The 20,649-nt window shown below is 68.8% G+C and carries 19 protein-coding genes; 6 read left to right on the top strand and 13 right to left on the bottom strand.

The annotated features are described in order from the left end of the window. Window positions 1-21: 21 nt before the first annotated feature. The 3 genes from ACXRVZ_RS00940 to ACXRVZ_RS00930 are packed head-to-tail and all read left to right on the top strand — an operon-like array spanning window position 22 to window position 2,464. Window positions 22-882 (top strand): ABC transporter permease, encoded by an 861-nt coding sequence (locus ACXRVZ_RS00940; RefSeq protein ID WP_457423054.1) that lies wholly within the window; start codon window positions 22-24, stop codon window positions 880-882. Beyond that, a complete protein-coding gene (locus ACXRVZ_RS00935; protein WP_457423000.1) occupies window positions 879-1,721 on the top strand; it encodes an ABC transporter ATP-binding protein in 843 nt (280 codons plus the stop codon). The genes ACXRVZ_RS00940 and ACXRVZ_RS00935 overlap by 4 nt, the downstream gene beginning before the upstream one ends. A 5-nt stretch (window positions 1,722-1,726) precedes the next feature. Further along, entirely contained in the window at window positions 1,727-2,464 is a 738-nt protein-coding gene (locus ACXRVZ_RS00930) for an ABC transporter ATP-binding protein (protein WP_457423052.1), read from the top strand. Between the two features lie 9 nt (window positions 2,465-2,473). On the opposite strand, the gene ACXRVZ_RS00925 is transcribed toward ACXRVZ_RS00930, so the two are convergent. Continuing rightward, window positions 2,474-3,325 (bottom strand): J domain-containing protein, encoded by an 852-nt coding sequence (locus ACXRVZ_RS00925; RefSeq protein WP_457422998.1) that lies wholly within the window; start codon window positions 3,323-3,325, stop codon window positions 2,474-2,476. A 72-nt stretch (window positions 3,326-3,397) separates the two neighbouring features. After that, a complete protein-coding gene (locus tag ACXRVZ_RS00920; protein WP_457422996.1) occupies window positions 3,398-5,593 on the bottom strand; it encodes a sodium-translocating pyrophosphatase in 2,196 nt (731 codons plus the stop codon). 162 nt (window positions 5,594-5,755) lie between these two features. Here ACXRVZ_RS00920 and ppa point away from each other — a divergent pair, with 162 nt between their 5' ends. Beyond that, window positions 5,756-6,295, top strand: a complete 540-nt coding sequence (gene ppa, locus ACXRVZ_RS00915; RefSeq protein WP_457422994.1) for an inorganic diphosphatase — start codon at window positions 5,756-5,758, stop codon at window positions 6,293-6,295. 45 nt (window positions 6,296-6,340) lie between these two features. Here ppa and ACXRVZ_RS00910 read toward each other — a convergent pair whose 3' ends face one another. The 4 genes from ACXRVZ_RS00910 to ACXRVZ_RS00895 form a co-directional block, all read right to left on the bottom strand. Then, window positions 6,341-8,653 carry an ATP-binding protein gene (locus tag ACXRVZ_RS00910; RefSeq protein WP_457422992.1) on the bottom strand — a complete coding sequence of 771 codons (2,313 nt, stop codon included), beginning with the start codon at window positions 8,651-8,653 and terminating at the stop codon, window positions 6,341-6,343. A 17-nt stretch (window positions 8,654-8,670) separates the two neighbouring features. Next, the gene (locus ACXRVZ_RS00905; protein WP_457422990.1) at window positions 8,671-9,459 is read right to left on the bottom strand and encodes a response regulator; all 789 of its coding nucleotides are present in this window, start codon (window positions 9,457-9,459) and stop codon (window positions 8,671-8,673) included. A gap of 65 nt (window positions 9,460-9,524) precedes the next feature. Next, entirely contained in the window at window positions 9,525-13,025 is a 3,501-nt protein-coding gene (locus ACXRVZ_RS00900; protein ID WP_457422988.1) for a beta strand repeat-containing protein, read from the bottom strand. 141 nt (window positions 13,026-13,166) lie between these two features. Next, window positions 13,167-14,345 carry a GNAT family N-acetyltransferase gene (locus ACXRVZ_RS00895; RefSeq protein ID WP_457422985.1) on the bottom strand — a complete coding sequence of 393 codons (1,179 nt, stop codon included), beginning with the start codon at window positions 14,343-14,345 and terminating at the stop codon, window positions 13,167-13,169. Here ACXRVZ_RS00895 and ACXRVZ_RS00890 point away from each other — a divergent pair. Beyond that, complete coding sequence (locus ACXRVZ_RS00890; protein ID WP_457422983.1) at window positions 14,344-16,017, top strand: NAD+ synthase; 1,674 nt, start codon at window positions 14,344-14,346, stop codon at window positions 16,015-16,017. The two genes, ACXRVZ_RS00895 and ACXRVZ_RS00890, sit on opposite strands and share 2 nt — an antisense overlap. Before the next feature lie 29 nt (window positions 16,018-16,046). Then, window positions 16,047-16,385, top strand: a complete 339-nt coding sequence (locus ACXRVZ_RS00885) for a P-II family nitrogen regulator (protein WP_457422981.1) — start codon at window positions 16,047-16,049, stop codon at window positions 16,383-16,385. Here ACXRVZ_RS00885 and ACXRVZ_RS00880 read toward each other — a convergent pair. From ACXRVZ_RS00880 to ACXRVZ_RS00850, 7 genes are all read right to left on the bottom strand, one after another. Continuing rightward, on the bottom strand, window positions 16,382-16,993 hold the full coding sequence (locus ACXRVZ_RS00880) for a LysE family translocator (protein ID WP_457422977.1): 612 nt from the start codon (window positions 16,991-16,993) through the stop codon (window positions 16,382-16,384). The genes ACXRVZ_RS00885 and ACXRVZ_RS00880 overlap by 4 nt on opposite strands. A 64-nt stretch (window positions 16,994-17,057) precedes the next feature. Then, entirely contained in the window at window positions 17,058-17,840 is a 783-nt protein-coding gene (locus ACXRVZ_RS00875; protein ID WP_457422975.1) for an AraC family transcriptional regulator, read from the bottom strand. An 18-nt stretch (window positions 17,841-17,858) separates the two neighbouring features. Beyond that, window positions 17,859-18,236, bottom strand: a complete 378-nt coding sequence (locus ACXRVZ_RS00870) for a diacylglycerol kinase (protein WP_457422973.1) — start codon at window positions 18,234-18,236, stop codon at window positions 17,859-17,861. 73 nt (window positions 18,237-18,309) lie between these two features. Beyond that, window positions 18,310-18,813 (bottom strand): RDD family protein, encoded by a 504-nt coding sequence (locus ACXRVZ_RS00865; protein WP_457422971.1) that lies wholly within the window; start codon window positions 18,811-18,813, stop codon window positions 18,310-18,312. Continuing rightward, a complete protein-coding gene (locus ACXRVZ_RS00860; RefSeq protein WP_457422969.1) occupies window positions 18,810-19,595 on the bottom strand; it encodes a DUF3106 domain-containing protein in 786 nt (261 codons plus the stop codon). The genes ACXRVZ_RS00865 and ACXRVZ_RS00860 overlap by 4 nt, the downstream gene beginning before the upstream one ends. A gap of 4 nt (window positions 19,596-19,599) precedes the next feature. After that, window positions 19,600-20,076: a DUF3619 family protein gene (locus tag ACXRVZ_RS00855; protein WP_457422967.1), complete on the bottom strand. Its 477-nt coding sequence runs from the start codon at window positions 20,074-20,076 to the stop codon at window positions 19,600-19,602. Next, window positions 20,073-20,639, bottom strand: a complete 567-nt coding sequence (locus ACXRVZ_RS00850; RefSeq protein WP_457422965.1) for an RNA polymerase sigma factor — start codon at window positions 20,637-20,639, stop codon at window positions 20,073-20,075. Before ACXRVZ_RS00850 ends, ACXRVZ_RS00855 begins: the two co-directional genes overlap by 4 nt. Window positions 20,640-20,649: the final 10 nt, after the last annotated feature.

Genomic DNA, 20,649 nt, shown 5'->3' with positions numbered 1-20,649 from the left:
GCTTCCGCTTCCGCCGTCCCCATGGGGGCCTGGCAGGCCTGGCGCCTCGAGACCACCGCCACGGCGCGCAAGCTGCTGGCCAACCCCCTGACCGCCGTCGGCGTGGCCGTCATCGCGCTGCTGGTGGCCGTGGCCTTGTTCGCGCCCTGGATCGCCAGCCACGACCCGCTGCGCCAGGACCTCGCCGCGGCGCTGCTGCCACCCAGCCCGGCGCACTGGTTCGGCACCGACGAGTTCGGCCGCGACGTCTTCAGCCGCCTCGTGCACGGCACCCGCATCACGCTGTTCATCGTCGTGCTGGTGACCGTCGTCGTCGGCCCGCTGGGCATGGGCATAGGCGTGGTGTCCGGCTACTTCGGCGGGCGCGTCGACATGGTCTGCATGCGCGTGGCCGATGTCTTCCTGTCCTTCCCCAGCCTGGTGCTGGCGCTGGCCTTCGTCGCGGCGCTGGGCCCCGGCCTGGACCACGCGGTGCTGGCCATCGCGCTGACCGCCTGGCCGCCCATCGCCCGCCTGGCCCGCGCCGAGGCCATGACGCTGCGCAACGCCGACTTCATCGTTGCCGCGCAGTTGCAGGGCGCCTCGCATCTGCGCGTGCTATGCCGCCATCTGGCGCCGCTGTGCTTGCCCTCGGTGCTGGTGCGGCTGACGATGAACATGGCCTCGGTCGTGCTGACGGCCGCCGGCCTGGGTTTCCTGGGCCTGGGCGCCCAGCCGCCGCTGCCCGAGTGGGGCTCGATGATCTCCGAGGGCCGCCGCTACATGCTGGACAGCTGGTGGACCGTGGCCGCGCCGGGCGCCGCCATCCTGGCCGTCAGCATGGCCTTCAATCTGCTGGGCGACGGCCTCAACGACGCGCTCGACCCGCGCCAAAGTTCATGACCATTTCTCCCTTGCTCCAAGTCGAAGGCCTGCAAGTGGCCTACGGCACGCCAGCCGCGCCCGTGCCCGTGGTGCGCGGCGTGTCCTTCAGCCTCGGCCGCGAGAAGCTGGCCGTCGTCGGCGAGTCCGGCTCCGGCAAGACCACCGTCGGCCGCGCGCTGCTCAAGCTGCTGCCGCGCCAGGCCCGCATCAGCGCCGAGCGCCTGCAGTTCGACGGCATCGACCTGCTGCAGGCCGGCGAGCGCGACATGGCCGCCCTGCGCGGCCGGCGCCTGTCCATGATCATGCAGGACCCGAAATACTCGCTGAACCCGGTCATGAGCATCGGCCGGCAGATCGGCGAGGCGGTGCAGCGCGGCAGCAAGCTCTCGCGCGCCGAGTGCGACGAGCAGGTCGAGGCGCTGCTGGCGCGGGTGCGCATCCGCGAGCCCCGGCGCGTGGCGGCGCAGTACCCGCACGAGGTCTCGGGCGGCATGGGCCAGCGCATCATGATCGCGATGATGCTGGCCCAGCGCCCGCAGCTGCTGATCGCCGACGAGCCGACCTCGGCGCTGGACGTGTCGGTGCGCCAGGAGGTGCTGGGCCTGCTGGACGAGCTGGTGGCCGAGCAAGGACTGGCGCTGCTCTTCATCAGCCACGACCTCAACCTGGTGCGGCGCTTCTGCGACCGCGTGCTGGTCATGTATGCCGGCCGCGTTGTCGAGACGCTGGCGGCGGCCGACCTGGCCCACGCGGCTCATCCCTACACGCAGGGGTTGATGGCAGCCCTGCCCAGCCTGCAGCAGCGTCGCGCCGTGCTGCCGGTCCTGCAACGCGACGCGGCCTGGAGCGTGGCATGACGGCGATGTTGTCGGTGCAGGGCCTGCACCTGTCCTTCGGCGAGGGCAAGGAAGCACGCGCCGTGCTGCATGGCGTCAGCTTCGAGGTGGCGCGCGGGCAGGCTTTCGGCCTGGTCGGCGAGTCGGGCTCGGGCAAGACCAGCGTGCTGCGCTGCCTGGCCGGGCAGTACCGCCACTGGCGCGGCGACGTGGCCCTGGCCGGCGAGGCCTACCGCGGCGAGCGCAGTCCGGCCCATGCCCGCCGCGCGCAGATGGTGTTCCAGGACCCCTACGGCTCCCTGCACCCCCGCCACACGGTGCGCACGGCCCTGGCCGAGCCATTGCAGGTGCAGGGCCTGGACCGCATCGACGAGCGCATCGACGAGGTCTTGCAGCAGGTGGGCCTGCCGCTGGCGTTTCGCTTTCGCTACCCGCACCAGATCTCGGGCGGCCAGCGCCAGCGCGTCGCCATCGCCCGCGCGCTGATCCTGAGGCCGCCGCTGCTGCTGCTGGACGAGCCGACCTCGGCGCTCGATGTGTCGGTGCAGGCCGAGGTGCTGAACCTGCTGGCCGACCTGCGCGCCCGACATGGCCTGACCTATCTGCTGGTCAGCCACGACCTGGGCGTCGTGGCCCATCTGTGCGACCGCCTGGCCGTCATGCAGCAGGGCCGCATCGTCGAGACGCTGAGCCGGGACGCCCTCTGCCAGGGCGAGGCCCAGCACGACTACACGCGCATGTTGATCGCGGCGGCCGAGGCCTGAGCCTGGCCCTCAGCCTAGGCCCAGCCCCGTCAGCCGCTGGTAGCGCTTGCGCAGGAAGTCGGCCGCCAGGCGAGCATCGCCGCCGACGCGCTCGCCGATGTAGAGCTCCTGGCGGCGCTCGGCGATCTGCGCGCGCAGCCGGGCAGCCATGATGTCCAGCGGCTTCATGCCGCCGGCCTCAGCGCGCTCGATGGCGACGCGCAGCTGGTGCATCTGCAGGCCTTGCAGCACCAGCGTCTGCGCCTGCACGACGCGGATGCGGCCCTGCACCATGTGCTCGCACAGGCCCAGCCAGGCGCGCACCGCATCGGCCGGGCCGCCAATGACCTTCTCGGGCAGCTCGCCCGCTGCCAGCAGCAGGGTTTCGAGCTTGTAGCGGTCACCGCGCTCGTAGGCGTCGTTGACGACCATCATGCGTTGCTCGCAGACCTCGCGCTCAGGGCCTTGCGGCGCCATGTCGGGGTGAAAGCGCCTGGCCGCGCGGCGATACAGCGTCTTCAGCGTCGGCGGCGGCAGGTCCGTCAGCGGGCCGGTGGGTTCGGGCGGCAGCGGCGTGGCGGCGGGCAGGGCGGCCACATCGGGCCAAGCCTTGGCGCGCGGCGAGGCGGGCAGGGGGGCTTCGACGCCCTGGCGCTTCAGCGCCTCGGACAGCAGCGAGGTGGCCTGCAGCAGCTGGGCCTCCAGTTCGTCGAGGTCGCGCATCAGCGGCCCTAACGCGTCCAGATAGCGCAGCCGGAAGCCCAGCAGCTTGGCACGGGAGCCGTCGTGGTCGGCCTCCAGCACGGCGAGGTAGCGCTGCAAGTCCTGCAACTGTTCGCGTCGCCGCGTCAGTTCGTGTCTTGTGATCGCTGTGCTCGCCATGGCCCGATTTTGCCGTGGCCCAGACGTGAAAACGGCCTGCAAGCAGGCCGTTTGAGCGGGTTTTACGTCGCTTTACTGCGAGGCAGCCGAAGCTGGCAGTTCAGCTGGCAGTTCAGCAGGCAGTTCTGCCATGCTGGCTGCGGGTGCGGCCGGGGCTGTCGCCACTGCAGGAGCAGGCTCCGGCGCGTGGCTGCCCACTGGCATGGGCAGCAGCGGCACGATCAGCAGGGCGACGATGTTGATGATCTTGATCAGCGGGTTCACGGCCGGGCCGGCGGTGTCCTTGTAGGGGTCGCCCACGGTGTCGCCGGTGACGGCGGCCTTGTGCGCCTCCGAGCCCTTCTTGTGCAGCACGCCATTGCTGTCGGTGAAGCCTTCCTCGATCAGCTTCTTGGCGTTGTCCCAGGCGCCGCCGCCGGTGCACATGGAGATGCCTACGAACAGGCCGGTGACGATGGTGCCCATCAGCAGGCCGCCCAGCGCCGCCGGGCCGAGGATCATGCCCACCAGGATGGGGGCCGCCACGGGCAGCAGCGACGGCACGATCATTTCCTTGATGGCCGCCGTGGTCAGCATGTCGACCGCCGCGCTGTAGTCCGGCTTGCGCAGGCCGGCCATGATGGCGCCGTCGGCGAACTGCTTGCGCACCTCGACGACGACGGCACCCGCAGCACGGCCCACGGCTTCCATCGCCATCGCGGCGAACAGGAAGGGGATCAGGCCGCCGAGGAAGAGGCCCAGGATGACCTTGTGGTCGGACAGCGAGAACACCTCGTGCATGCCGCGCGCTTCCAGCGCGTGCGTGTAGTCGGCAAACAGCACCAGCGCGGCCAGGCCGGCGGAGCCGATGGCATAGCCCTTGGTGACGGCCTTGGTGGTGTTACCGACGGCGTCCAGCGGGTCGGTGACGTCCCGCACGGAAGCCGGCAGTTCGGCCATCTCGGCAATGCCGCCGGCGTTGTCGGTGATGGGGCCGTAGGCGTCCAGCGCGACGACGATGCCGGCCATGCTGAGCATGGACGTGGCCGCGACGGCAATGCCGTACAGGCCCGCCAGCGCAAAGGCCGAGTAGATGGCCGCGCAGACGAAGAGCACGGGCCAGGCGGTGGACTTCATCGACACGCCCAGGCCGGCGATGACGTTGGTGCCGTGACCGGTGGTGGAGGCCTGGGCGACGTGCTGCACCGGGTGGTACTGCGTGCCGGTGTAGTACTCGGTGATCCAGACCATGGCCGCCGTCAGCACCAGGCCAACGACGCAGGCGCCGAACAGCGCCATCGCGCTGGTCGTGCCGCCAGCGGTCAGCTCGATGGGGCCGGGGAACATCGCCTTGGTGACGAAGAAGAAGGCGATCAGGCTCAGCACGCCGGCCACGATCAGGCCCTTGTACAGCGCCGGCATCACGTTCTTCATGCCCGGGCTGGCCTTGACGAAGTAGCAGCCGACGATGGACGCGAGGATGGACACGCCGCCGAGTGCCAGCGGGTAGACGACGCCGGCCAAGGCGCTTGTGCCGGTGATCATCAGCGCGCCGAGTGCCATCGCGGCGATCAGCGTCACCGCGTAGGTTTCGAACAGGTCGGCCGCCATGCCGGCGCAGTCGCCGACGTTGTCGCCCACGTTGTCGGCAATCACGGCCGGGTTGCGCGGGTCGTCTTCCGGGATGCCGGCCTCGACCTTGCCCACCAGGTCGGCGCCGACGTCCGCGCCCTTGGTGAAGATGCCGCCACCCAGGCGCGCAAAGATGGAGATCAGCGACGAGCCGAAGGCCAGGCCCAGCATGGGCTTGAGCGCCGTGCTGTCATGCCCGCCACCGATGGCGAGATAGAAGCCGCCCACGCCCAGCAGGCCCAGGCCCACGACCAGCATGCCGGTGATGGCGCCGCCCTTGAAGGCCACGTCCAGCGCCGGGCCGATGCCCTTGGAGGCGGCCTGCGCGGTGCGCACATTGGCGCGCACCGAGATGTTCATGCCGATGAAACCGCAGATGCCCGACAGCACCGCGCCGATGACGAAGCCGACGGCCGTCGTCAGACCCAGGCCGGGCACGACGGCGATGGCAATGGCCAGCACGACGCCGACGATGCCGATGGTGCGGTACTGCCGGCCGAGGTAGGCGGCGGCACCCTGCTGGATCGCCGTGGCGATCTCCTGCATGCGGGCATTGCCCGCGTCTTGGCTCAGGATCCAGCTTCGTTGTATGAAGCCATAAAGAACGGCTGCGAGGCCGCAAGCCAGCGCAAAGTACAGCGCCATTTCCGTCGACATGTATGAGTCTCCTGTTCAGCGTGTGATTCATGACCCCGGGCGGGTTACGCCTGAGTACAGCGGATCGAGCTTACGGGCCGGGCTTGACGCCGCAGTTGCGCGTTTACCAGCGATGTTGGGGAAATCTAGAATGCGGGTTTTCCAGCCCCCAAGAACGAGACCATGAGCCTGCACAACGTGACCCCCGGCGCCAAGGTGCCCGACGAGTTCAACGTGATCATCGAGATCCCGATGAATGCCGACCCGATCAAGTACGAGGTGGACAAGGAGAGCGGCGCGCTGTTCGTGGATCGCTTCCTGACCACGCCGATGTACTACCCGTGCAACTACGGGTACATCCCCAGGACGCTGGCCGATGACGGCGACCCGGTCGACGTGCTCGTCATCACCCCGTTCGCGTTGACGCCCGGCGTCGTCGTCACCTGCCGCCCGCTGGGCGTGCTGATGATGGACGACGAAGCCGGCGGTGACGCCAAGCTGCTGGCCGTGCCCACCGACAAGATCCTGCCGATGTACAGCCACTGGAAAAGCGTCGAAGACGTGAACCAGATGCGCCTGAAGGCCATCCAGCATTTCTTCGAGCACTACAAGGACCTGGAGCCCAACAAGTGGGTCAAGGTCAAGGGCTGGGAAGGCCCGGACAAGGCCAAGTCCGAGATCGTCGAAGGCATGGACAACTACGCCAAGTCGCTGGCGAAGTAAGCAGCCGGCCGATGTGCAAAGGAGCGCCTGAGGGCGCTCTTTTCATTAGGCCAGGCACTCGGCCAGCAAGGCGGCGTTGACGGGCTTGTACAGCGAGGCGTCGAACAGAGCCGCCAGCTCCTGCGCCAGCGGGCGGTCGATGAGGGCGATGCAGCGGCGCGAGGGGTCTGCGGCGCGCCAGTGCCGCAGCTGCGCGAGGCCGGCTTCATTCATCAGCTGCGGGTCGCAGAGCAGCAGGTCGGCGGGCGGCAGCGCGGCGGCGGCGGCGGGGCGCTCGACCTCGATGTTGGCGGTGAACAGCAGCTCGGCGACGCGGTCGGCATGGCCTTGCGGCGCGTCGATGAGCAAGGCCAGCCGGCTCGGCTCCGAGGCGTCGGCGGGCGTGCTGGCGCCATCGGCTGGCATCAGGACTTCCTCGGCGCGGCCGGGCGCCAGCGGCAGGCTGAAGATAAAGCGGCTGCCCTGGCCCGGCGCGCTGTGCAGCGCTATGCGGGCGCCCATGGCCTCGACGATGTGCCTGGCCACGGCGAGGCCCAGGCCGGAGCCGGCCGCCTGCGGCTGGCCCTCTGGCGGCGGCGCGCGCCAGAAGGGTTCGAACAGCCGGGCCTGGTCTTCAGGCGCGATGCCGCTGCCGGTGTCGGCCACCTCGAAGCGCCAGCAGCCGGCAGACGTGGGGCAGGGCGTGACACTCAATTCGATGCGCCCCTCGGCCGTGAACTTGGCGGCGTTGGACAGCAGGTTGAGCAACACCTGGCGCAGGCGCTTGGCGTCGGCCAGCACGACGGCGGGCAGCTCGGGGTGGATGCGGGCCTGGAAGACGTTGTCGCGCTGGCGCGCCAGCAGCTCGCCCTGCTCGGCCAGCTCGTGCAGCAGGCCGTGGATGTAGAGCGGCGCGGGCACCAGCTCCAGCTCCTGCAGCTCGCCGCGCGAGAACTCCACCAACTCGTCGATCAGCGCCAGCTGATAGCCCACGCCCTGCTCGACGCTGGCGCGCAGCTGCTGGTCGCGCCGGCCGCTGCCGCCCAGCAGACGCAGATAGCTCACCGTGGCGGCCAGCGGCGCGCGCAGGTCGTGGCCGATGAAGGCCAGCAGCCGGCTGCGCTGCTGGTGCTGGCTGTGTGCCTCCGCGAGCGCGTCGCGCAGCTCTGCGGTGCGTTGAGTCACCTGTCGTTCCAGCTCGTCGCTGCGAGCGGCCCGTTCCTGCAGCAGTTGCGCCTGCGCAGCGAGCTCGGCGCGGCGCTGCTGCACCACCTGCTGCACCAGCGCCACCAGCAGGAGCAGGTGGGACAGCAGCAGCACGATGGGCGTGGTCAGCCACATCACCGGCCCCATCTCCAGCCAACCCAGCACATAGGCGTAGCGCGGCAGCGCGCCCACCACCGCGGACGCCATCACCACCGCGGCCCAGCCGGCCAGCGGCAGGCGCCGCCACCAGCCCCAGCCGGCCAGCACCAGCGTTAGCAGGCCGCACAGGCCCGTCAGCGCGTTGACGAGCGGCGCCACGGCCCGGTAGTCGCCCCACAGGGCCGTGAGCAGCGCGGCGGCTATGGCGAGCCAGGCCGCAGCCAACGCCCAGCGCAGCGTCGCCGCAGCCAGGCGCATGGGCAGGATGGCGGCCACGGCCAGCGAATTCAGCAGCTGCGCCGCGCCCATCAGCACCACCAGGCTGCGCGCTGCCCAGCCGGTGGCGTTGGGCCAGAGGTACTGGAAGCTCAGGCCGTGCAGGCTCAGCTCGTAGAGCCCGTAGGCGGCGACCGAGCCCGCCATCAGCGCGAAGGCCGCCCGGCGCCAGAAGAAGAACAGCAGCAGGTAGCCGGCGGCGGCCAGCATCTGGTTGCCGGCCAGCACGGCGATGGCCAGAGCGGTGTTGCGGTTTTCGCCTAGGCAGTCGCTGGGCCGGCACAGCAGGGCGTCGAAGGAGCCGACCGTGCGACCCGACTCGCGCAGCATCAGGCGCAGCGGCCGGCCTGGTTCGGGGCGCAGCTCGAAGCTCACGTCGCTGGTGTCCAGCGGCCATTGCCCGTGCGGCACCAGCAGGCCGGCCTGCGCATGCCGCCATTGCCCGTCGGGCGCCTCGACCCACAGCTGCGCATGCTCCATGCGCGTCAGCGTCATCACCAGCCACAGCGTCTCGGGCCGCGCGTTGGCGGGCAGTTCAAGCTGCGCCCACAGGGCCGTGCGCGTGTAGCCTGGCGTGCGCAGGCGGCTGGTGGGCTGGTGGGGTTTGAATTCGCCGCTGCGCGTCTGCACGTCGGCCAGCGTCAGGTTGCCGCCGGGGTCCTCAAGCAGCAGCCAGGCCGGTCGGGGCTGTGCCTGCGCCGCAGCAGCGACGACCAGCCAGATCAGGCAGAAGACCAAGCACCGCCAGGGCCGCATCAAGCGCTGGCGCCGTTGCGCTGCTGCTGGCGCCAGGCCTGCGGCGTCAACCCCAGGCGCTCGCGGAAGGCGGTGGAGAAGTTGGCCGCATTGGCAAAGCCCACGTCGAGGGCGATGTCCTGCACGCTCATGGGCGTGGTCGCCAGCATCTGGCAGCCCAGGCGGATGCGCTCCTCGCTGGCGAAGCCCGACACCGTCAGCCCCAGGTGCTTGCGGAACAGCGTGGACAGGCGCCGCTCGCTCAGGCCCAGCTGGTCGGCCATCTGGCTCACTGAGGGCAGTGTCGCCAGCTGTTCGCTGATGAGCCGCGTAGCCGCATGCACGAAAGCCAGTTCCGGGTCGCACGCAGCGGCCAGCGGCCCCGGTGCCGCGGCGGCGCGCGGCAGGTGCACGTGGACGCGGGCCAGCACCTCTTCGGCCAGAAAGGGCTTGCCGATGTAGTCCACCGCGCCCAGGCGCAGGCCGTCCAGCCGTTGCTGGGCATTCGCGTGGGCCGAGAGAAAGATCACCGGGATCTCACAGGTGGCCGCATCGGCCTTGAGCAGCCGGCAGACGGCGTGGCCGTCCATGCCGGGCATGAGCAGGTCCAGCAGGATGAGGTCGGGCAGCTGCGCCTGCGCGCGGTGAAAGCCCGAGACGCCGTCCGTGGCATGCAGCAGCCGGTAGTGGCGCGCCAGCAGTTCGGAGAGCTGGCGCAGCTGCTCCGGCGCGTCGTCGATCAGCAGCAGCCGCGCCGCGCCGGGCGGCTGCGTCGGCTCGTCGTTGGGTGCTGGAGGGGCGTCGCGCATCGGCGCGCATTGTTGTGCCCAATGCCGGCGCGGCGCAGGCGGTGTTTACGCTTGTCAGCTGCGGCTCAGCCTCGCGCATGGAGGTCTCCATGCCCGCCCATGCGGCGCCGCGCCATGAAGCCCAGCAGGCCCGCCAGGCCCAGCGCCAACTGCGCCCAGCTGGCCGGCTCCGGCACGGCGGCCACTTCGCCCACCAGGCGCAACTGCACGTCGCCCAGCGCACCCGCGTAGCCGCTGGCATTGCTGCCGATGGCGTGCAGTGTGACGACTTCGTCGAAGCGGCCAGTCAGCAGGCCGCTGAAGCCGACTTGCAGGCCGCCCTGGCTGTCGCCTGCGGCCAGGCCGCTGACAGGGCCGAAGCCGTTGAGGCTGAAATGCAGGCTGGCCGTGCCCAGCTCGAACTTGAGGCCCAGCATGTCGGCCAGGCCTTCAGCCAGATTGCCGACGGCCAGCTCGGCGCTCAGGTTGCCGCTGCCTTCGGTCAGCGTGCCGAAGTTCAGCGTATAGAGCTTGCCGCCGCCGGCAAAGCTGCCGGCACCGCTGAGCTTGGACAGGCCCAGTTCGGCGTAGTGGTTGACCTGGGCCTTGAGCGTCACTTGCTGGCTGGCCAGGGTGAGGTCGCTCATGTCGGCGTTGCGGCTGAACAAGTCGAGCGTGGCGGTGCCGTTGAACACACCTGCTTGCGAGGCGTCCAGCTTGACCAGGAGGCTGTCCTGCTGACCGGCTGCGAGGTCGGCGATGCCGGCCTGGGCGACGAAGGCGCCGCCTGCGCTGGCGCTGGCCCACAGCCCGTCGTTGAGCGCCGCCACGGACGCGGCGTTGCGCACCGTGATGCTGCCAGCCGCCATGTCGCCGACGTGGACGATGCCCAGGTCCAGCGTACTGATGCCCAACTGCGCCACGGCCGGCGCGTAGACCTTGCCGCCGGTGATGTTCAGCGTCTGGCCGGCCACGTTGTCGAAGTTGTTGACGATGGCCAGCGACTGGCCTGTCAGCCCGGCACTGGCGCCCGTGGGGGGGTAGGTGACGGTGTAGCTGCCACTTGACCCGCCGGCCGCCAAGGCCCCCCAGTTCTGCGCCGTGACGCCGCTGCCGCTCAGCGCCGCCGAGGTGATTCCGCCGTCCTGGATGGCGCCGCGCAGGCTGGCCCCGTTGCCGATGTTGTTGATCTTGAAGCTGGTCGACACAGGCCCGTCACCCACGCGTGTGCTCGGCAGCGCCAGCACGGCGCTGGCCGTGTTGCCGAGCTGGACGAAGCTGCCCGACAGCGTCTGCTGCACATTGCCCAGCGCCAGGATCTGGCCTGTGCCGGTAACACCGGCGCGGCGGTTGAAGGCATTGCCGACGCCGAAGCCCGTGTTGCTGTAGTCCAGCGCCACCGAGAGGTGGCTCGCGCCCAGTTCCAGCGTGCCCGCATGGGCAAAGCTGCCCGTGGTGCTGTCGGCCCCCAGCATCAGTGTGGCGCCGCTCGCCACACTGATGCTGCCGCGTTCGCTTGCATCCTGATCGCTAACGCCGCTGCTCAAGACCAGCTTGCCACCGCCCACTGTCAATTTGGCCCTGCGGTCATTCACAAAGGCTGGCTCGATGGTGCTCGTGTTCACGCCGCCCTTGTAATAGTCGTAGAGGTTCTCGAATCTGTTTCCTGCGCCGCTGCTGGTCATGCTGACGGATTCGGTATGCCCGTCGTAGAAGCGCCAAGCAGTGATCACGGAGTTACCGGTGAAGGCGATGGAGCCGCCATCCACCCAGAAGGCGGGGAATTCCGACGTGGTGAGATGGAAGTTGCTCAGGGTCTTGGTGGCTGGACCGGAGATCGCCCAAGTGCCACCAAAGCTTTTGATGAGCCCGTCTTTCATCATCCCGCCCGTCCAGTTGCCGGTGCCGCGCAGACTGCTCAGCTGGCCGCTCAATGTGCCTCCGTTCACGTTCAGGTAATCCATGTCGCCGGATTGAGCAGCCGAAAGAAGCAGTACGGCGTCACTTTCGACGTTAAAGGTGCCGCCATTGATGCGAGAGCTGGTGTCAAAGGCCAGCGTGCCCTTGTTTACAGTCACCGTACCCCCGGCGCTGTCGAACACCGTTTTGATCGTGGTCGTGCCGGCGTCGCTCTTGGTATAGGTGCCGGCGTTCTTGAAAGTGCCAGCGCCAGTCAGACTGGCAGCGCCGACGTTCTTGTCGTCGAACGTCTTGTTGGCGCTGTTGGTCAGCGTTGTGGCTTGGTTCAACGTGATGGTGCCGTTTCCGCTCCAGCTGCTGTCGCTGGCCAGGGTCAGGTTGCGTTGGTCCAAGGTCTTCACCGCACTGCCACTGATCGTCAGCCCGCCGTTGAACGTGATGGGGTTGGTTGTGTTGCCGCTGATCGTCCCACCCATCCATGTGGAGGCTTTACTCACGTTCAGGGTGCCGGCCCCGGTGAGAGTGCCCGCAGCCAGGTTCAGGCTGCCGCTGATGGTGGCGGCGGTGTCAATGCTCAGCGTGCCGGTGCCCGTCACGTTGACGCTGCCGTTGCCGCTGTAGCCACCGCTCATGTTCAGCGTGCCCTTGTTCACCGCCAGCGTGCCACTGTTGCTGAACGCGATGCTGATGGTGGTGGTGCCACCGCCGCTCTTGGAGAAGGTGCCGTAGTTGTTGAAGCTGTTGCGTGAGCTGCCGGTCAGGCTGGCCAGGCCGTCATTCTGGTCGTCGAACGTCTTCAGGCTGCCGTTGGTCAGGCCTCCGAAGCCACTCAAGGCAACGCTGCCGTTTCCGCTCCAGGTGCTGTTTCCGGCCACGGTCAGCCGGTCAAGATTCACGATGCTGCTGTTGCCGGTCCAGTTGGTGGTGCCGGCCAGGGTCAGGAAGCCGTTTTCAAGAGCCAGTGTGCCGCTGTTGGTGAACGCGGTGTTGATGGTGGTGAAACCGGCGCCGCTCTTTTTGTAGGTGCCTGCGTTGACGAAGCTGTTGCCTGCACCGCTGCTGGTGATGCTCTTGGTGGCGTAGCCTTGGTCGTCGAAAGTATGGCCGGCGTTGTTGGTCAACGTCGCCCCGTTGCTCAAGGTGATGGTGCTTCTTTCGGCCCATTTGCTGCCGCCGTCCAGGATCAGGCTGCGTTGCACCAATGTCTGGGTCGTGCTGCCAGTCAGAGCGCCGATTGCCAGCTCGCCGCTGAAGGTGGTGCTGCCCGTGCCGCTCATCGTTCCACCTGTCCAACTGGAGGCGTTGGCCACGGCAAGCGTGCCGGCGCCGGTCAGGGTTCCGCCGCTCACGTTCAGCGTGCCGATGGTGGAAGCAGCCGCGAAGCTCAAGCTGCTGCCCGTCACGCCGAGCGTGCCGGTGCCCGTGAAGCTGGAGATCGACAGATCAACCGCGCTTCGCACGGTGACGTCATGGGCGCCGAGTTTGGCAATGTCGCTCACGCCGGGCAGGAAGCGAGGCGACCAGTTGCCGGCGAGATCCCAGGTCGCGTTGGGAACGTTTGAGCTGAAGGTGAACGTGGTCGGCTGGGCCGGCATGGCACAAACCGCGAGCGCAGCGGCGAGTGCGAGAGGCTTCAGGCGGGCCTGGCTGCGGGTACGAGGGCTCATGGGGGCAGTCCGGCAGGAAGTTGGGGCTGCCCGATGCTCCGGGTTTGCGGCGCGGCCACCTTTGCTCAACTGCAGAAAACTTGTGCTGGTTCGCAGGGACTCGCGAGAAAGAGCCCAGAACCCCGTGAACCGGGGGGCGGGTCAAGCGGGCGATTTGAACGGCCGGTGCTCCGCCAACTCGCTGACATAGCCCTGCATGGCCTGACCCTCGCGGGCCAGGAAGTCACCCACCGCATCCGCAAACGCGGGATGCGCCAGCCAGTGGCTGGACGCGGTCGGCGTGGGCATCAGGCCGCGCGCCATCTTGTGCTCGCCCTGGGCGCCGCCCTCGAAGCGCTGGTAGCCGTGGGCGATGCACCAGGCCAGAGGCTGGTAGTAGCAGGCGTCGAAATGCAGGTTGGGGATGTGCTCGGTGGCGCCCCAGTAGCGGCCGAAGGCAGCGCGGCGGTCGGGGTCCAGCGCGATCAGCGACGTGGCGACGCGCTCGCCCTCGCGCAACGCCGTGAACATCAGCCAGTGCTCCGGCATGTCGCTGGCCATGCGGGCGAAGAAGTCGCGGCTGAGGTAGGGCGTGCTGTGGTGCTCGCGGTAGGTCTGCTGGTAGCAACGGTAGAAATAGTCCCAGTCCTCCGGCCTGATGTCAGCGCGGTTGCGGGCCTCGAACACGACACCCGCCTCACGCACGCGGCGCTGTTCCTGCTGGATCTTCTTGCGCTTGTCGCGTTGCAGGCGGGCGAGGAAGGCGGTGAAGTCCGCGTCACCCTCGGCCGTCCAGTGGAACTGCACGCCGGCGCGCGCCGTGCAGCCGGCGTCAGCCAAGGCCACCTGGTCGGCCACGTCGCCGAACAGCACATGCAGCGACGAGACCTCGGTCTCCTGCGCCAGCGCCCGCAGCGCCTGCGCCAGCAAGGCCCGCGTCTCGTCGTCCACCGCAAGCAGCCGGCTGCCCGGCACCGGCGTGAAGGGCACGGCGACCAGCAGCTTGGGGTAGTAGTTCAAGCCATGGCGGCGGTAGGCATCGGCCCAGGCCCAGTCGAAGACGTATTCGCCGTAGCTGTGCGTCTTCAGGTAAGCAGGGCAGGCCGCCACCAGCTCGTCACCCGCCCAGATCGACACGAACTGCGGCTGCCAGCCGGTCTCGGCCGTGGCGCTGCCGGAGGCGTGCATGGCGCGCAGATAGGCCATGCGCATGAAGGGTGTCGGCCGCGCCTGTTGCGCCAGTAGCGCATCCCAGGCGGCAAGAGGCAATGCCGCCGGGTCGGCATCGACCCGGATGACATAATTTTTTGCTGCCGCCGTCCCGTTTGAAATGAGTCCCATGCCCTCGCCGTCCGTCAAAGTCGCCCTCGCCCAGATCAATGTCACCGTGGGCGACCTTGCGGGCAATGCGGACCGCATCATTGCCCAAGCGCGCCAGGCGCACGCGGCCGGGGTTGATCTGGTGGTCACGCCCGAGCTGGCGCTGTGCGGCTACCCGCCCGAGGACTTGCTGCTGCGCCCGGCCTTTCTGGCCGCCTGCGGTGTGCAGTTGCAGCGTATCGCCAGCGAGCTGGCCGACTTGGCCGGTCTGCACGTGGTTGTGGGTCACCCGCAGGCGCGCGAGGACGGCGTTGCCCGCGAGCGCAGCTGGTCGCTGCCGCCCTGCCTGAACGCCGCCTCGGTGCTGACCGGCGGCCGCGTCACGCAGACCTACGCCAAGCGCGAGCTGCCCAACTACCAGGTGTTCGACGAGCGCCGCTACTTCTACTCGGGCCGCGATGCCGGCCTGGGCCCCGTGGTCTTCGACGTGCGCGGCCTCAAGGTCGGCCTGCTGATCTGCGAGGACGCCTGGTTCGACGAACCTGCCGCAGCTGCCCAGGTCGCGGGCGCCGAAGCGCTCTGCGTCATCAACGCCTCGCCCTTCCACATCGGCAAGGTCGCCGAACGCGAGGAGCGCATGGCCGAACGCGCGCGCGCTTCGGGCCTGCCGCTGTTCTATGCCCACCTCGTCGGTGGGCAGGACGAGGTCGTCTTCGATGGCGCGTCTTTCGCCGTGCAGGCCGACGGCACGCTGGCCGCACGCGCGCCGATGTTTGAGGAGGCTCTCGCCATCGTCGAGGTTGACCTGGCGACCAAGCGCCTCAGCGGCGCCATCACCCCCGAACCCGAGTTCGAGGCCCAGGTCTGGCAGGCGCTCGTCACCGGCGTGCGCGACTACCTGGGCAAGAACGGCTTCCCCGGCGCCCTCATCGGCCTGTCGGGCGGCATCGACTCCGCCCTGGTGCTGGCCATCGCCGTCGACGCACTGGGCGCCGACAAGGTGCGCACGGTCATGATGCCGTCGCCCTACACGGCCGACATCTCCTGGATTGATGCACGCGACATGGCCGAGCGCCTGGGCGTGCGCTATGACGAGAAGTCCATCGTGCCGGAGTTCGACGCCTTCCTCGCCACGCTGGCCGACGAGTTCAAGGGCCTGCCTCTGGACGCGACCGAGGAGAACATCCAGGCGCGCATCCGCGGCACGCTGCTGATGGCCCTGTCCAACAAGTTCGGCAGCATCGTGCTGACGACCGGCAACAAGAGCGAGATGGCGACGGGCTACTGCACGCTCTACGGCGATATGGCCGGCGGCTTCGCGGTCATCAAGGACGTGGCCAAGACGCTGGTCTTCCGCCTCGCCCGCTGGCGCAATGCGCAAGGCGCTGAGATCATCCCGGATCGCATCATCACGCGCCCGCCCTCGGCCGAGCTGCGCCCCGACCAGAAGGACGAAGACAGCCTGCCGCCGTACCCGGTGCTGGACGCCATCCTGGCCCTCTACATGGAGCAGGACCAATCCATCGCTGAGATCGTCGCCGCCGGCTTCAAGCCGGAGGACGTCGAGCGCGTCACGCGCCTCATCAAGATCAACGAATACAAGCGCCGCCAGGCGCCGGTGGGCATACGCATCACCCACCGGGGCTTCGGCAGGGATTGGCGTTACCCCATCACGTCCAAGTTCCGTGCGTAAACTCAAGTCAATCTGAATAGGAGTCCGTCATGAAGCAGATCACCGCCATCATCAAGCCGTTCAAGCTGGACGAGGTCCGCGAGGCGCTGGCCGAGGTGGGCGCCTCGGGCCTGACGGTCACCGAGGTCAAGGGCTTCGGCCGCCAGAAGGGCCACACCGAGCTGTATCGCGGCGCTGAATACGTCGTCGACTTCCTGCCCAAGGTCAAGGTCGAGGTGGTCGTCAAGGACGACGAGGTCGACCGCTGCATCGACGCCATCCTGAAGGCCGCCAAGACCGGCAAGATCGGCGACGGCAAGATCTTCGTGGTGTCGGTCGAGCAGGTCGTGCGCATCCGCACGGGCGAGACGGACGAAGCCGCCGTCTAGCGCGACGTTAGTGCCAGCTTTGCGCTTAAGCCGACGAAGGTGAGCGCAAAGCTGCGCCGCAGCCAGGCCATCGCCTTCGGGCTGCCGAGCACCTGCTCGCGCATGCGCGCCGCGAAGGCGCCGTAAAGCGCGAAGACCGCAAAGGTCATGGCCATGAAGATGGCCGACAGCTGCAGCATCGCGACGGTCGGCGCCGCTTCATCGGGTGCGATGAATTGCGGCAGGAAGGCCAGGAAGAACATCGACAGCTTGGGGTTGAGCAGGTTCACGAGCACGGCGTGCCGGATGACCTGCCAGTCTGAGCGCTCGGCGCCATCGGGCTCGATGGTCAGCACGCCTTTCTCGCGCCACGTCATCCAGGCGAGGTAGAGCAGGTAGGCGACGCCGGCGAACTTCACCACCTCGAACGCCACGCTGCTGGCGTGCAGCAGCGCTGCCAGGCCCGTCACCGCGGCCAGCATGTGCGGCACGATGCCCAGCGTGCAGCCCAGGGCCGCGACGGCCGCCGTGCGTGTGCCGCGCGACAGGCCGGCGGCGATGGTCACGGCCGCACCCGTGCCGGGCGAGGCAACGACGAGCAGCGAGACGGTCAGGAATTCGAGGTTCATGCGGGTGCTCCTTGAGGGGAGCGCCATGCTGCTGCGGCGGCTGCCGTGCGTCTTGAACGAAATTTCAGCGACGGATGAATGCGCCGGGTGTCAGGCCGAAGCTGCGCGCGAAGCAGCGCGTCATGTGGCTCTGATCCGAAAAGCCGCTGGCCGCTGCTGCCTCGGCCAGCGGCAGGCCACCGCGCACGAGTTGGCGGGCGCGCTGCACGCGGCGTTGCAGCAGGTAGGCGTGGGGCGGCAGGCCGGTCAGGCGTGTGAAGGCACGAAGGAACTGGTAGCGGCTCAGGTCTGCATTGGCGGCCAGATCGGCCAGCGTCTGCCCAGCCGCAGGGTCGTCGTCGATGCGCTCGCGCGCCGCGGTGACGCCGGCACCCACGGCGGCGCGTTCGGTGGGAGAGGGCCGCAGCAGCCGGGCCGTCAGCGCCAGCAGCGCGGTCTCGGACCGCAGCGATTCGCTTTCCGTCACCGCGTCGAACAGCGTGCGAAAACGGGCCACCAGCACCGCATCGCGGATGACCGGTGCCGTGAACTCGAAGGACGCGCCCGGTGCGATGTCCCCCGCCGCGTCAAGCAGCCGGGCCGGGTTGACGTAAAGCATGCGCCAGCGCCGCCCGCTCGCGTCGAAGGGCTTGCCGTCGTGCACCTCGCCCGGGTTGACCGTGATCAGGTCGCCCGCACCGGCCTCGACGACACCGCGCCCGCTGGCCGATTTCTGCGCACCGCGCTCGATGAGGCCGATGCCGAACTCGTCATGCGTGTGGCGGCCGAAGGCCAGCGCCGAGTCGGCCACGACCACCTCGACGCCGTCGACGTGGCTGGGAATCAGCTTGAAACCTCGACCCTTCATGGGCCCGACTGTCGCAGTTCAGCGAAGGTGCTGCCAGACGGCCGCGCCCCAGATGCCCGCCGCCAGCACCAGGGCCATCAGCACGGCGGCGCTGGCGATGTCCTTGGCGCGCTTGGACAGGTCATGCCGCTCAAAGGACACGCGGTCGACGACGGCCTCGATGGCCGAATTCAGCAGTTCGACGATGAGCAGCAGCAGCAGCGAGCCCAGCAGCAACGCGGCCTGCTCCCAGGTCCTGGCCAGCCAGAACGACAAGGGCGCGGCGACGATGCAAAGCCAGGTCTCCTGGCGGAACGCGCTTTCGCCGGTGTAGGCGGCCTTGAGACCGGCCCAGGAATAGCCGGCGGCGTGGACGATGCGGTCCAGGCCGGTTCGGCCCTTGTGCGGGTTGGTCATTGGAGCACCCTTCGCGCTACGCGCTGTCCCGCCGAGCGGGAGTGAGTTTGCTTGGGACGGCCCGGCGCGGCGCTCATGAACGCACGGGAAGTTGGGTAATGACGCGCGAGCCGCAGAGGGCGTCGTGCAGCAATTGTCGCTGCGGGTGCAGGCGCGCCAGCAGCGTGTAGGCGACCATCCACGCCACCACCGCCGCGGCCAGCAGCCAGCCCCGCACGCCGAAGGTCCACAGGCTCAAGCCGGGCAAGACCCACAGCCAGCTGAGAACGTAACGAGCAAAAGCCCGGCCGACCGTCAGCGGCTGGCCGTGCGCGTCCACCACGCGCAGGTGCCAGGTCTTCAGCGCCAGGGTTTGGCCCGAGCGGGTCCAGAACGTCACGAAGTACAGCGCCGGCACCGCGAAGGCGAACACGTAGCCGGGTAGCCCGAACAGCGCATCCTGTTGCCGGGTCAGCACGACGTAGACGAAGCAGGCGAAGAACAGCACGCCGAACAGCAGCACGCCCTCGTAGATGAAGGCCGCGAATCGTCTCGCCAGGCCGGGCGGCGTGGCGTTCAGGTCGGCCGTAGCCGTCATGAGCGCGGGGCGGACGCGGGCTGCTGCGCCTTCAACGATCGGGGCAGCAGCGTCTTGGGGTCGACCAGGGCGGGGTCGGCGACGACCTTGGTCTCGCCCGCGGAGTTGTGGCTGGGCCGGGTCGGCCCGCGTGTCATCAGCACCGTCGTCGCGCCAGGCTTGGCCTGGACCAGGCTGCCGGTCACGGGGACCGCCGGCACGAGCTTAGGCGCGGCCGGCACGATGTTGGATTTCGGCTTGGGCGCTGCAGCCAGCGCCTTGGCCACCGAGCCCGGGGCGACGGCCTGCCGGCGCGCGACGGCCTTGTCGTTCAGCGCCTGGCGCTTCTCGGGCGGCAGGTTCTGGTAGGCGTCCCACTTGGCCTGGCGCTGCTCTGAGTCCACCTGCTTGGCGACCTGGAAGCCGATGCGCGCATTCACGCGCTCGGTGGGCGAGAGGCGGGCCCAGTCGCGCATGCGCTCCTGCACCCGCGCCAACTCGGCCGGCGGCAGCGTGGCCAGCGTGGGCGTGGCGCTCAGCCACTTGCTGCGTTGCGACACGGCAATCTCGGCCCAGTCGTTCGCCAGCGGTGCCAGCAGGCTGCGCTGCTGAGGCGTCAGGCCGCCCCAGGTCGCAGGGGGTGCGGTGAGCGCCGGCACGGCGGGTTTGGCAAGCGGCTGGGGCTTGCTGACCGGCAAAGGCGCGACACCGCTGGCAGCGGGCTCAGGGGCCTGCGCAAAAGCAGAAAACCCCGCTGCGCCAAGCAGCAGGGTCATCAGCAGGTGGGAGCGGGTCAGGCGCATCCGGTCACTCATCTCCGTCTCTGAGGAATTCCGCGAAGCCAGGGTCGCTGAAGGCGGACGGCGGCAGGTTGTCGCTGAGCAGGGCGGTGTCGACCTCGGCGGCCGCGGCGATCTGTTCGTTGATCTGGCCCTGCTGCATCAGCAGCAGCCCGGCCAGCAGCAGGATCAGCGGCAGGGCGGCGGCCAGCTTGGCCCAAAGGCCGTTGTCGGCGCCGCGCGGGCCGCCAGCCAGGGCCAGCGTGGCGCCACCCTGCACCACGGTGGCGCTGGCCGGGCGGGTTGCCAGGCTTGCGGAGCGGGCCTGGACGGCGCGTGCGAGGGCTTGCTCGCGAGCGAAACGCAGGCGCTCCGACACGTCATGCGGCAACGCGGCGCTGCGCTCGGTCAGGCCGGCAGCCACACGCAGGCCGAAGCGCGTCACGCTTGCGTCCAGGCGGGCGTCCAGTTCGGCGGACGGGGCGGAAAAATTTGGCGACTTCATAGCGTGATCCCCTTGGCCTTGAGCGACTTCGCCAATGAGTGAACCGCTCGCGAGCAGTGTGTTTTGACACTGCCCTCGGAGCATCCCATCACGGAGGCGGTCTCGGCTACATCCAGTTCCTCCCAGTAACGCAACAGGAAGGCTTCTCGTTGACGCGCCGGCAGTTGTTCCACTTCGGCCTCAATGCGTTGCAAGATCTGCGCCCGGCTGACTTCGTCGGCGGCGCTCAAAGCGCCCAGGGCGCCCTCCTGGGATTCGAGGACTTCCAGGATGTCGAAGTCTTCGTCCGAGGAGGCACCCTCGAAGTCGGACATATTGGTCATGACCGCCCTGCGCACCTTCTGGCGACGAAAGTGGTCCATCGTCGCGTTCGACAGGATGCGCTGGAACAGTAACGGCAGTTCGGCCGCAGGGCGGTCGAAATACTTCTCGGCCAGCTTGATCATGGCCTCCTGCACGATGTCCAGTGCGGAATCGTCGTCGCGCACGAGGTAGGCCGTGCGCTTGAAGGCGCGGCGATCCACGGTACGCAGGAAGTCGTTGAGTTCTTTGTCGGTGGCCAAGGCGTGGGCG

Source organism: Roseateles sp. P5_E8 (assembly GCF_054177665.1).
This window is presented reverse-complemented; position numbering and strand designations above follow the sequence as displayed.

What these genes read in the sequence shown, in the direction of transcription:
- ACXRVZ_RS00940 (WP_457423054.1), top strand. Translation starts at nt 22, where the DNA reads ATGGGGGCCTGGCAGGCCTGGCGCCTCGAGACCACCGCCACGGCGCGC.
- ACXRVZ_RS00935 (WP_457423000.1), top strand. Translation starts at nt 879, where the DNA reads ATGACCATTTCTCCCTTGCTCCAAGTCGAAGGCCTGCAAGTGGCCTAC.
- ACXRVZ_RS00930 (WP_457423052.1), top strand. Translation starts at nt 1,727, where the DNA reads ATGTTGTCGGTGCAGGGCCTGCACCTGTCCTTCGGCGAGGGCAAGGAA.
- ACXRVZ_RS00925 (WP_457422998.1), bottom strand. Translation starts at nt 3,325, where the DNA reads ATGGCGAGCACAGCGATCACAAGACACGAACTGACGCGGCGACGCGAA.
- ACXRVZ_RS00920 (WP_457422996.1), bottom strand. Translation starts at nt 5,593, where the DNA reads ATGTCGACGGAAATGGCGCTGTACTTTGCGCTGGCTTGCGGCCTCGCA.
- ppa (WP_457422994.1), top strand. Translation starts at nt 5,756, where the DNA reads ATGAGCCTGCACAACGTGACCCCCGGCGCCAAGGTGCCCGACGAGTTC.
- ACXRVZ_RS00905 (WP_457422990.1), bottom strand. Translation starts at nt 9,459, where the DNA reads ATGCGCGACGCCCCTCCAGCACCCAACGACGAGCCGACGCAGCCGCCC.
- ACXRVZ_RS00900 (WP_457422988.1), bottom strand. Translation starts at nt 13,025, where the DNA reads ATGAGCCCTCGTACCCGCAGCCAGGCCCGCCTGAAGCCTCTCGCACTC.
- ACXRVZ_RS00890 (WP_457422983.1), top strand. Translation starts at nt 14,344, where the DNA reads ATGCCCTCGCCGTCCGTCAAAGTCGCCCTCGCCCAGATCAATGTCACC.
- ACXRVZ_RS00895 (WP_457422985.1), bottom strand. Translation starts at nt 14,345, where the DNA reads ATGGGACTCATTTCAAACGGGACGGCGGCAGCAAAAAATTATGTCATC.
- ACXRVZ_RS00885 (WP_457422981.1), top strand. Translation starts at nt 16,047, where the DNA reads ATGAAGCAGATCACCGCCATCATCAAGCCGTTCAAGCTGGACGAGGTC.
- ACXRVZ_RS00880 (WP_457422977.1), bottom strand. Translation starts at nt 16,993, where the DNA reads ATGAACCTCGAATTCCTGACCGTCTCGCTGCTCGTCGTTGCCTCGCCC.
- ACXRVZ_RS00875 (WP_457422975.1), bottom strand. Translation starts at nt 17,840, where the DNA reads ATGAAGGGTCGAGGTTTCAAGCTGATTCCCAGCCACGTCGACGGCGTC.
- ACXRVZ_RS00870 (WP_457422973.1), bottom strand. Translation starts at nt 18,236, where the DNA reads ATGACCAACCCGCACAAGGGCCGAACCGGCCTGGACCGCATCGTCCAC.
- ACXRVZ_RS00865 (WP_457422971.1), bottom strand. Translation starts at nt 18,813, where the DNA reads ATGACGGCTACGGCCGACCTGAACGCCACGCCGCCCGGCCTGGCGAGA.
- ACXRVZ_RS00860 (WP_457422969.1), bottom strand. Translation starts at nt 19,595, where the DNA reads ATGCGCCTGACCCGCTCCCACCTGCTGATGACCCTGCTGCTTGGCGCA.
- ACXRVZ_RS00855 (WP_457422967.1), bottom strand. Translation starts at nt 20,076, where the DNA reads ATGAAGTCGCCAAATTTTTCCGCCCCGTCCGCCGAACTGGACGCCCGC.